12 protein-coding genes are annotated in these 10667 nt (G+C 71.3%); 6 read left to right on the top strand and 6 right to left on the bottom strand.

The window, feature by feature from the left end; genetic code table 11:
- Positions 1–95 precede the first annotated feature (95 nt).
- Positions 96–1217 carry an aminotransferase class I/II-fold pyridoxal phosphate-dependent enzyme gene (locus AAHM41_RS36040; protein WP_342241458.1) on the bottom strand — a complete coding sequence of 374 codons (1122 nt, stop codon included), beginning with the start codon at positions 1215–1217 and terminating at the stop codon, positions 96–98.
- 84 nt (positions 1218–1301) lie between these two features.
- Here AAHM41_RS36040 and AAHM41_RS36035 point away from each other — a divergent pair, with 84 nt between their 5' ends.
- Both AAHM41_RS36035 and AAHM41_RS36030 read left to right on the top strand, forming a co-directional pair.
- Positions 1302–1859 (top strand): helix-turn-helix domain-containing protein, encoded by a 558-nt coding sequence (locus AAHM41_RS36035; protein ID WP_342241457.1) that lies wholly within the window; start codon positions 1302–1304, stop codon positions 1857–1859.
- Between the two features lie 110 nt (positions 1860–1969).
- Positions 1970–2899, top strand: coding sequence for a hypothetical protein (locus AAHM41_RS36030; RefSeq protein WP_342241456.1), 930 nt, complete (start codon positions 1970–1972; stop codon positions 2897–2899).
- Here the strand turns inward: AAHM41_RS36030 and rpsI are convergent.
- The 5 genes from rpsI to AAHM41_RS36005 all read right to left on the bottom strand — a co-directional run bounded on the left by rpsI (position 2817) and on the right by AAHM41_RS36005 (position 6936).
- Positions 2817–3293 carry a 30S ribosomal protein S9 gene (gene rpsI / locus AAHM41_RS36025; protein ID WP_088151290.1) on the bottom strand — a complete coding sequence of 159 codons (477 nt, stop codon included), beginning with the start codon at positions 3291–3293 and terminating at the stop codon, positions 2817–2819. The genes AAHM41_RS36030 and rpsI overlap by 83 nt on opposite strands.
- Positions 3294–3297: 4 nt before the next feature.
- Positions 3298–3756: a 50S ribosomal protein L13 gene (gene rplM, locus AAHM41_RS36020; protein ID WP_138892417.1), complete on the bottom strand. Its 459-nt coding sequence runs from the start codon at positions 3754–3756 to the stop codon at positions 3298–3300.
- A gap of 202 nt (positions 3757–3958) precedes the next feature.
- Positions 3959–5101 (bottom strand): helix-turn-helix transcriptional regulator, encoded by a 1143-nt coding sequence (locus tag AAHM41_RS36015; RefSeq protein WP_342241455.1) that lies wholly within the window; start codon positions 5099–5101, stop codon positions 3959–3961.
- A gap of 156 nt (positions 5102–5257) precedes the next feature.
- A complete protein-coding gene (locus AAHM41_RS36010) occupies positions 5258–6421 on the bottom strand; it encodes a helix-turn-helix transcriptional regulator (protein ID WP_342241454.1) in 1164 nt (387 codons plus the stop codon).
- Between the two features lie 92 nt (positions 6422–6513).
- Complete coding sequence (locus AAHM41_RS36005; RefSeq protein WP_342241453.1) at positions 6514–6936, bottom strand: PaaI family thioesterase; 423 nt, start codon at positions 6934–6936, stop codon at positions 6514–6516.
- A gap of 191 nt (positions 6937–7127) precedes the next feature.
- Between AAHM41_RS36005 and AAHM41_RS36000 the strand changes: the two genes are divergently transcribed.
- The 4 genes from AAHM41_RS36000 to AAHM41_RS35985 all read left to right on the top strand — a co-directional run.
- A complete protein-coding gene (locus AAHM41_RS36000; RefSeq protein WP_342241452.1) occupies positions 7128–7985 on the top strand; it encodes a hypothetical protein in 858 nt (285 codons plus the stop codon).
- Positions 7986–8090: 105 nt separating this feature from the next.
- On the top strand, positions 8091–8903 hold the full coding sequence (locus tag AAHM41_RS35995; protein ID WP_342241451.1) for an enoyl-CoA hydratase: 813 nt from the start codon (positions 8091–8093) through the stop codon (positions 8901–8903).
- A gap of 7 nt (positions 8904–8910) precedes the next feature.
- Entirely contained in the window at positions 8911–9399 is a 489-nt protein-coding gene (locus AAHM41_RS35990; protein ID WP_342241450.1) for a CoA-binding protein, read from the top strand.
- Between the two features lie 5 nt (positions 9400–9404).
- Positions 9405–10667, top strand: a 1263-nt coding sequence (locus tag AAHM41_RS35985; protein ID WP_342241449.1) for an O-acetylhomoserine aminocarboxypropyltransferase, incomplete at its 3' end; no start/stop codon positions are given.

Raw genomic sequence — 10667 nt, 5'->3', positions numbered from 1 at the left:
CAATCCAGGGGCCACCGAGAGCTGTTCTGGAATGCCCCTGGATCCTCGGGTCGAGCCCGAGGATGACAGCACTCGAAGCGCGAAACATCGGCCCGTCAGACGCGCCCGGCCTTCAGCTCCCGCAGCACGGTGGAAATCCGGTCCAGCGCCGCCGGCGCGTGCTCGTAGCCATGGGTGATGCGCAGGTGATGCTCGGCGCCGAGATACACGCCCGGCGCCACCAGCACCGAGGACCGGCGGCGGATGGCGTCGGCGACCTCGACCGAGGACAGGTCGAGATGGACGCGGACGAAGCCCAGCGCCGTGGCCGCGGGCGGCACCGCCGAGACCAGGTCGGCATTGGCGCCGATCCAGCGCTCCAGCCCCTCCCAGCCGCGGCGAGACAGCTCGCGCTGCCGGGCCATCAGCCGGGCGCGGGTGGCCGGCTCCAGCGCCAACTCGGCCAGCAGCATCGACGGGCCGGCGGTGGCGATGACGACATATTCGTGCCGGCGCCACGCCGCCTCGACCAGCTCCTTCGGCCCGACCAGCCAGCCGACGCGCAGCCCGGCCAGGCCATAGGCCTTGGACAGGCTGCCGACCACCACAATGCGCTCGTAGCCGCCCCAGAAGCTCGGCGTCTCGGTGTCGGCCAGGCGCTCGGTGCCGCGATAGACCTCGTCGACATGCAGCCAGGCGCCGGCCCTGGCGGCGATGGCGGTGATCCGCGCCGCCTCTTCCGCCGTCAGGATGCTGCCGGTCGGGTTGTTCGGATTGACGATGGCGATGATCCGGGTGCGCGGCCCGACCGCGGCCTCGAGCGCGTCGAGATCCGGCCGCCAGCCCTGGTCGGGCAGCAGCGGGAAGCTCTTCACCGTGCAGCCGAGGTTGCGGGCGATGCCCCAGACCTGGCGGTAGCCCGGCTCCATCACCACCACCTCGTCGCCCGGCGACAGCAGGGTCTGGCACAGGATCTGGTTCGCCTCCGACGCGCCGGCCGTGACCAGCACCCGGTCGGCGGCGGCGCCGTCATAGAGCCCGGCGATCCGCGCCCGCAGCACGTCGGTGCCGTTGACCTGCGGGTAGAACAGCACCTGGTCGAGCAGCCGGTCGACCGCATCCGGCCCCAGCACCTCGCGCACCGCGGCGCAGCGCACCGAACTGTCGGCCAGGTTGTACTCGACCGTGTGCTCCCATTCCGACTGCCACTGCTCGAGCTCGAAAGGCTGGAAGGTCATCGCCGCGCTCCGAAATCCGTCGCCATCGAAACTGCAATATATTACATCTCGATCGGCAACAAGCTGCGAATGAGGATGACGCCGATGACATCGTCGCAGGAGGTGCTGCAGCGGATCGCCCGGCGGCTGCGGCAGGAGCGCCAGGCCCGCGGCCTGAGCCAGGCGGCGCTGGCCGAGCGCAGCGGCGTGTCGCCCCGCATGCTGGCGCTGATCGAGAAGGCCGAGACCAACCCGAGCATCGCCACGCTGGCGGAGATCGCCGCTGCCCTGGGCATCGGCTTCGGCGAGCTGGTCGGCGGCGAGGCGGCGGCCGCGGCGCGGCTGATCCCGCCGGAGGAGTTCGCCACGGTGTGGGAGACCGAGGCCGGCAGTGCCCGGCTGCTGGCCTCCGGCGGCCGGGCCGAGCTGTGGGACTGGGCGCTGGCGGCCGGCGCCCGCTACGACGCCAGCCCGGACCCGGCCGGAACGGTCGAGCTGATCCGGGTGCTGGAGGGCACGCTGGTGCTGGAGGTCGACGGCACCGTCCTCGCCGTCCCCGCCGGCCACGCCCTGCGCCTGGCCAGCGACCGGCCCTATGCCTACCGCGCCGAGGGCGGCGGGCCGGTGCGCTTCGTCAAGGTGGTGAGCCCGGTCGGACGCTGAGCGGACGCCGAGCGTCCGAGTCACACTGTCCCACCCGGCAAAGTATGCTTGCCTCGGTCCGCTTCGGCCGGCACCATGCGGGCCGCGGACCCCACCAGAGCGGCGATCGGATGACCTCATCGCGACGCAACGCCGTGCTGGCCGTCGTCGCCGGCAGCCTGCTGATGACGGCCGCGCCGGCCAGCCATCCCCCGGCGCCGGATCTGGCTGTCTCCGCCGTGCCGCTCAGCCCCGCCTTCCCGGTCGATCCGGACATCCCGCATTCCCGCGACCACGCCTTCGCCGATCTGCTGGCCGCGGCCGAGAGCAGCCGCGATCCGCTGCAGATGAACAAGGGCGGCTATGCCGGGCTGTTCCAGCTCGGCGAATCGGCGGCGGCGATCGCCGGCATCTACGACCCGGGCGAGAAGCTGTCGGCGGAGGATACGCGCAACCGCTGGCGCGGCAGCTTCCACATCCCCGGCTATCCCGGGGTCCGGTCGATCGGCGATTTCCTGGACACGCCGGCGGCGCAGATCGCGGCCTTCCGCCTGCACCTCGCCCATCTCGACCGCGAGATCGCGCAGCGCGGCCTGGACCATCGGATCGGCGGCTATGTCGCCGGGGTGCCGATCACCTGGGACGGGCTGCGCGCCATGATGCATCTGGGCGGGCCGGACGGCACCGAGCGCTTCATCGCCACCGCCGGCGCCTATGACCCGGCCGACGACAACGGCGTGCGGATCAGCGACTACGGCCGCCGCTTCAGCGGCGTCACCGCGATCCAGCCGACCAAGCCGGCGGTGATCCCGACCGTGGCGACCACCGTGGCGGTCCCGGTCCCTGCCGGACCATCGGGTCCGGCCGTGGTGACCCCGACCCTGGTCGCGACCACGCCCTCGCCCCGACGACGCCCCCCGGAACGACAAAGGGGCGCCCGAAGGCGCCCCTTGCCGAACACGGGATCCGAGATCCGGATCAGCGCTTGGAGAACTGGAAGCTCCGGCGGGCGCCGGCCTTGCCGTACTTCTTGCGCTCGACCACGCGCGGGTCGCGGGTGAGGAAGCCGTGGGCCTTGAGCGCGCCACGCAGGCCCGGCTCATAGGCCACCAGGGCGCGGCTGAGGCCGTGCCGGACCGCGCCGGCCTGGCCGGAGAGGCCGCCGCCGGTGACGGTGCAGACGACATCGAACTGGTTCGACCGGTCGCACACCTCGAACGGCTGCTTCAGCAGCATGCGCAGCACCGGGCGGGCGAAGTAGATCTCCTGGTCGCGGCCGTTGACCGTGACCTTGCCGCTGCCGGGCTTGATCCAGACGCGGGCGACCGCGTCCTTGCGGCGGCCGGTGCCGTAGGAGCGGCCCTGGGCGTCGCGCTTCGGCTCCACCGGCGCGGCCTCGGCCACGGCGCCTTCGAGGGTCGGCTTCAGATCGGAGAGGGACTGCAGATCGGCCACGGCCTTACCTCTTGTTCTTCGGATTCATGGCAGCGACGTCCAGCACCTCGGGCTGCTGTGCCTCGTGCGGATGCGACGCACCGGCATAGACCTTGAGGTTGCCCATGACCTTCCGGCCCAGCGGGCCGCGGGTGATCATGCGCTCGACCGCCTTCTCGATCACGCGCTCCGGATGGGCGCCGTCGAGGATCTGGCCCTTCGACCGGCCCTTGATGCCGCCGGCATAGCCGGTGTGCCAGTAGAAGATGCTGTCCTGGCGCTTGTTGCCGGTCAGGCGGACCTTCTCGGCATTGACGACGATGACGTTGTCGCCGGTGTCGACATGCGGGGTGAAGATGGTCTTGTGCTTGCCGCGAAGGCGCATCGCGATGATGCTGGCGAGCCGACCGAGAACGACGCCGTCGGCGTCGACCACGATCCACTTCTTCTCCACCTCGGCGGGCTTGGCGGAATATGTCTTCATGACGGGCCCTTGATCGAGGGTCGGGAACGGATGCCGCCGGCCGCCCCTGGGAAGGGTGCCCGGCGAGAGGCGGCTGTCTACGCGCCCAGACCGTCGGCGTCAACGGAAAAAAGCAGCGAAACGTCAGCAGCTTAGCGGAACGGTATCAAGATACCGTCTCTGCAGGCCGCAGGAACGCTGGCGTTCCGCACTACAGCGGCAATCACGCCGCGGCGAAGCCCTGCATCACCAGCCGGACCAGATCGGCCTGGCGATGGGTGCCGGTCTTGTCGAACACGGTCTTGAGGTAGCCGCGGACGGTGTTGGCGCTGATGCCCCACGCCTCCGCCAGGCCGCCGATGGTCGCGCCCGAGGCCAGGCGCGCCGCCACCTCCGCCTCCCGCCCGGTCAGGCCGAAGGCGGCGATCAGGGCCCGCTCGTCGACCGACCGGGCGGCATCCGGCGCCGCCAGGAAGATCGCCGCCCGCGCCGGGCCGCAGCGCCCGTCCGCCGGATCGACGGCGGTGACGGGCGCTACCGTCAGCACCAGCGGCGCGCCGCCCTCCGGATCCGACAGGCACAGCCGGGCCGAGGTCGCGGCGGCGGACCGCGGCAGGACGGCCTCGGCCGGCCGCGCCACGATCGCGGACATGGCGGCCACCAGCTGGCGCAGGAGATTGGTTTCGGCCGGCAGCGCCGCCGCCACGCCGGCCGAGGACAGCCGCAGGCCGCGATGCCGGCGGGCGATCTCGGCCGCGCGCCGGTTGACGAAATGCGGCCGGCAGTCGCCATCGACCAGGATCACGCCACTGTCCAGCGCCTCCAGCACCGACCGGCTCTCCGCCACCAGCAGCTCGCTGTCGGCGAGCTTCTGGCGCAGCCGCTGCGCCGCCGCGAAATGCGGCATCACCAGTTGCAGCGCCTGCAGCTCCGCCGGTGCGAAATCCCGGGCCTTGGGCGGCCGGCAGACGGCGATATAGCGCGACCGCACGCGGCCGTGCCAGGCGAAGACGCCGGCCCGGAAGCCGTTCATCGGCCGGACGATCTCGTTGTACATCTCGGTCCGGAGGAAATCGGCATCGGCCACCAGGCTGGACGACGCCACCGCCCGCCCCGCCGGGATCGAGCGCAGCCACGCCGCCGCGGGGCCGCCGCTGCCGGCCGCCTCGGCGAAGCGGTTCAGCGGATCGGGATCGACTCCGACACCGAGGCCGGTGGCCGGCCGTCCCGCCTCCTGGGTCAGCAGCACCGCATGGTCGGCCCCGACCAGCCCGCGCACGGCGTCGAGGCCGTCCGCCCATCCCTCCGGCCGCAGGGCCGCGTCATAGATCCGCTCGACCGCTCCAGAAACCGCTTCGGCCAACATGCTCGACTGCCCCACGGGAAATCACGCGAACGCGCAAAGGGGGGCACAAGACGGGCGGAAGATGGCAATCCTCGGGACCGGATTGTGGCAGCCCGCCATAACTGGCTTGCCGGTTAGCCAGGCGGCGGGATCGGAGAAATCTGCCCGGCCTGCCGATCACTCGCCGGCCAGCGGCGGCTGCTGGCATCCCAGCAGCAGGCGCACCAGCTCCGCCTGGCGGCTGGTCCCGGTCTTGTCGAAGATGTGGGCCAAGTGGGTGCGGGCCGTGGTGACCGCGATCGACAGCCGGTCGGCGACGGATTGCAGCCCTTCGCCGCGGCCGATCTCGACGGCCACCTCGGCCTCCGCGGCCGTGAGGCCGAACAGCTCCCGCACCACGGCGGCCGCCGGAGCGTCGATACGGTCGGGATCGGAGACGAAGACCGCGACCCGCGCGGTCCGCCCGCCACGGCACTCGACGGCATCGGTCCGGAAGGGGATCACCGCCACCACCAGCGGACGGCGCCCGGACGGGCGCGAGATCAGCATCCGGGCGCCTGCGGCGGCGGCACGGGCCGCAGCGCCGAGCCCGGCAGTCGCGGCGCCGGCCGCGGCGGCCAGGGCGATCGCCTCGCGCAGCCGGCGGGTCTCGTCCGGCCTGGCCGCGGCGATCCCGGACGGTTCCACGAGCAGGCCGTCGGCCCGGGCGATGATGGCCTCGGCGCGGCGGTTGAGATGGACCGGCCGGGCCGCGGCATCGGTCAGGATGACGCCGATCGTCAGCTGGTCGAGCACCGCCTCGCCCTGGGCCGCGTGCAGGTCGGCGTCGCCCAGATGCCGCCTCAGCCGCAGGGCCTGGGTCAGGTGGGGTATGACCATCTGCAGCGCCGCGACATCGGCATCGCTGTAATCCTCCCGCCCCTGGCCGCGGCAGATGGTGATGTAGCCGCGAAAGCTCGGCGTGCTCTCCACCTGCGCCACGGCGCCGTAGAAGCAGCCGTTGCGCCGGACCACTTCGTTGTAGAAGGCGGACCGGGCATAGTCGCTGTCGGTCTCCATGTCGGAGGCGCGAAGCGCCCGTCCGACGGGCATGCCCACCATCCAGGACGGCAGCATGCCGGCCTCGGCCGCAGCGGCGAACCGGCTCAGATGCAGCGGGTCGTGGCGGGCCATATGGCACATATCGAGGCCACCCCGGGCATGATTCTCGACCACCAGAAAGCCGCGCAGGCCCCGTGTGGTGTCGGTGATGGCTTCGAGCGCACCCGGCCACTCCCGCGGCGTGACCGCGGCATCGTAGGTCCGCTGCACCGCTTCCAGGATCGCGTCCGCCCGATCCATTCCGTCCCCCGATCGGAAAGCTTTCCGCCACCGGATTTTAGCAAAATCGGCGTTTTCCGGACAATAGGGGCCGTTCCTTGGGATTGCTGCCCTTACCCACGCGGCGGGATCGAGTAGGTGCCGGTGGCGTGGGCCACCGGCTCGTCCTCGCCCTCGGAGAACAGCAGCACCTCGCCATAGGCCAGGCGCTTGCCGAGCTTGAGCAGGCGGGCCTCGGCGATCACCGGCACCAGCGCCGGGCGGCGCAGGAAGTTGATCGCCATCGAGGTGGTGACCGCCAGCTCGACCCGCCCGACCCTGCTGAGCACCGCGGCGTAGAGGGCGACATCGGCCAGGCCGAACAGGGCCGGGCCGGTGATGGTGCCGCCCGGCCGCACGAAATCCTCGCGGCAGGGCATCACCAGCGTCGCCGTGCCCGCCCCCAGCGCCGCGACCGTCACCCCGAAAGCGCCGATCAGTGGCACGCCCTCGCGGATGATCGCCTCCATCACCTCCGCCTCGATCGCCGGCTGCATCGCCCCCTCCCCTTCCGGTTTCCGCCAGTAGGGCGGAGCGGGGCGCCGGCCGCAAGCGTCGGCTCGCACCACCCCTCGCGAGACGCGTAGGGCCATGGTGATCGGCTTGCCGCCACCCGCAGCGGTCCAGGGACGAGTTGTAAACGCAATGCTCATTGCGCTCGCCGCCCATTTCGTTCATGATATGTTCTATGAAGACAGCATCAGCAGATCTCGACATCCAGGCCTATTGCCGCAGCCTCGCGCTGCAGCAGGTCCAGATGCTCACGCGCCTGGCCGAGATCGCCATGCAGCTGGCCGAGGCCGAAGGCGCCCGCGCCATTGAAGCGCAGGCCCGGGCCGCGCAGGTCCGCGCCGCCCAGCCCAAGGCCGACGCGGCCACGATGGAAGCGGCCCGGGCCGAGGCGCAGGAGGCCGGGCTGGCCTTCAGCCGCTTCTCCCGCTCGGTGCAGCGCTCCCTGGCCCTGCGCAGCCGCGCCGCCGCCGACCTCTGCGCCGGCGACAAGGCCGACCGAAAGGCCCGCCGCGCCCGCCAGCGCGACCATGTCACCGATGCCCTCTATGCCCTGATCTGGGATCCCGCCCAGTCGACCCAAGACCTCGACGAGGCCGATTGCCGCACCAACAAGCTGGATGAGCGGCTCGACGAGCTCTATCGCGACGAGGACGACCGGATCGAGGACCGGCCGGTCGGCGCGGTCATCACCGGCCTGGCCTGCGGCCTCGGCCTGTCCGACGAATGGCGCCGCCGGGCCGCCGACTGGTCGGACCCGCCCTATCCGCCGCCGCCGACCGGCACCCCGGCCGAGATCCGCGAGCGGCGCCGGGCCCGGCTGCACGAGCTGATGCGGCAGACCCTCGACCTCATCTCCGACCGCGACAAGGCCGCCAGCGTCCAGGCCGGGATCGAGGCCCGGCTCGCGGAGCCCGACATCGAGGCGTTGATCGACGCCGAGCCGCCGGCCCCGGACGCCGCCCGCCTCTGCCGCTCCCTCGGCATCGACTTCCACGGCGGCGGCAAAGACCCGGACAAACCCGACACCGGCTGACCGGCCGGCCGCCGGGCGATGGTGCCGGAAAGACATCGTGGCTGTTTCATCCTCCGGGCGTCGGGGTAGAGTGCGTGCCGCACCGACCGGTCCCGAGGAACCGCCATGTCCGCCGAACCGCTGCCCGCCGTCTCTCCGGCGGAGGACGCCCTGCTGCTGCGGCAGGATGCCGACGGCGTCGCCGTGCTGACCCTGAACCGGCCGGCGGCGCGCAACGCCCTGTCGCTGGAGCTGATGCTGACGCTGGAGACCGAGCTCCAGGCGATCCGTCAGGACGAGTCGGTCAAGGTGGTGATCCTGGCGGCATCCGGCCCGGCCTTCTGCGCCGGCCACGATTTGAAGGAGTTGCGCGCCGATCCCGGCCGCGAGCATTACGAGCGTGTCTTCGCCGAGTGCTCGGCCCTGATGCTGGCGATCACCCGGCTGCCCAAGCCGGTGATCGCCCAGGTCCAGGGCATGGCCACCGCCGCCGGCTGCCAGCTGGTCGCCACCTGCGACCTCGCCGTCGCCTCCGCCGAGGCGCGCTTCGCCACGCCGGGGGTGAATATCGGCCTGTTCTGCTCCACCCCCATGGTCGCCCTGTCGCGCGCCGTCGGCCGCAAGCCGGCGATGGAGATGCTGCTGACCGGCGACGCCGTGACCGCCGACCGGGCGCGCGAGCTGGGCTTGGTCAACCGGGTGGTGCCGGCGGCCCGGCTGGCCGAGGAGACAATGGCTCTGGCCCGGCAGATCGCGGCAAAGTCGCCGCTGACCCTGGCGATCGGCAAGGAGGCGATCTACGAGCAGGCCGAGCTGGGGCTGCAGGCCGCCTATGAATATGCGAGCGAGGTGATGGTGCGGAACATGCTGGCCCGCGATGCCGAGGAAGGCATCGACGCCTTCATCGAGAAGCGCCCGCCCGTCTGGCAGGGGCGCTGATCTCAACATGGATCACGAGCGCTACGAGGACGCCTATCTCCGCGGCATTCTGCGCGGGGTGAAGACCATCGCCATGGTCGGTGCCAGCCCGAACTGGAACCGGCCCAGCTACTTCGCCATGACCTATCTGCAGGGCAAGGGCTACCGCGTCATCCCGGTCAATCCCGGCGTCGCCGGCCAGGCCATCCTGAAGGAGACGGTCTACGCCCGGCTGGCGGACGTGCCGGTGCCGGTCGACATGGTCGACATCTTCCGCAACAGCGAGGCCGCGGCGGGGGTGGTCGACGAGGCGCTGGCCCTGCCGGTGCGGCCCAAGGTGATCTGGATGCAGCTCGGCGTGCGCAACGACGCCGCCGCGGCGAAGGCGGAGGCCGCCGGCATCCAGGTGGTGATGAACCGCTGCCCGAAGATCGAATGGGCGCGGCTGAACGGCGAGCTGAGCTGGATGGGCACCTCGTCGCGCGTGATTTCGTCGAAGATTCAGAAACGAGGGTGAGGATCATGTCCGAGAACGACAACCCAGGGGGCGGCCCGGGCTTCGAGACGCTGGCGATCCATGCCGGCGCGCGGCCGGACCCGACCACCGGGGCGCGGCAGACGCCGATCTACCAGACCACCTCCTATGTGTTCGAGGATGTCGACCACGCCGCCTCGCTGTTCAACCTGCAGAAGCTGGGCTTCATCTACAGCCGGCTGACCAACCCGACCGTCTCGGTGCTGGAGGAGCGGCTGGCCTCGCTCGAGGGCGGGGTCGGCGCCATCGCCACGGCTTCCGGCCACGCCGCGCAGCTGCTGGCCCTGTTCCCGTTCATGGAGCCGGGAGCCGAGATCGTCGCCGCCAACAAGCTGTATGGCGGGTCGATCAACCAGCTCGGCAACAGCTTCAAGCGCGCCTTCGGCTGGACCACCCATTTCGTCGACGCCGACGACCCGGACAACCTCCGCCGCGCCGCCAACGACAAGACCCGGGCGATCTTCGTCGAGAGCCTGGCCAATCCGGGCGGCGTGGTCAGCGACCTGGAGGCGATCGCGCGCGTGGCGCAGGAGCTCGGCGTGCCGCTGATCGTCGACAACACCATGGCGACGCCCTATCTGTGCCGGCCGATCGAATACGGCGCCGACATCATCGTCCACTCCACCACCAAGTTCCTGTCCGGCAACGGCACCTCGATCGGCGGCGTGGTCGTGGATTCCGGCCGCTTCAACTGGGCCCAGTCGGACAAGTTCAAGGGCCTGACCGGCGAGGAGCCGGGCTATCACGGCCTGCGCTTCCACGAGACCTTCGGCGACCTGGCCTACACCTTCTACGGCCATGCCGTCGGCCTGCGCGACCTCGGCGTCAACCAGCAGCCGCTCAACGCCTTCCTGACCCTGCTGGGCATCGAGACGCTGTCGCTGCGCATGGACCGGCACATCGAGAATGCGCAGAAAGTGGCGGAGTTCCTGTCCACCCACCCGGCGGTGGAATGGGTCAACTATGCCGGGCTGCCGTCGTCGAAATACCACGCGCTGGCGCAGAAATACCTGCCGCGCGGCGCCGGCGCCGTCTTCACCTTCGGCGTCAAGGGCGGCTTCGACGCCGGCGTGAAGGTGGTGGAGGGGGTGGAGCTGCTGAGCCACCTGGCCAATATCGGCGACGCCCGGTCGCTGATCATCCACCCGGCCTCGACCACCCACCGCCAGCTGACGCCGGAGGGGCTGAAATCCGCCGGCGCCGGGCCGGAGGTGATCCGCCTGTCGATCGGCCTGGAATCGGGGGGGGGC

It is taken from the genome of Inquilinus sp. OTU3971 (genome assembly GCF_038440215.1).
The sequence above is the reverse complement of the archived record's forward strand: the minus strand, read 5'-3'. Positions and strand labels throughout refer to the sequence as shown.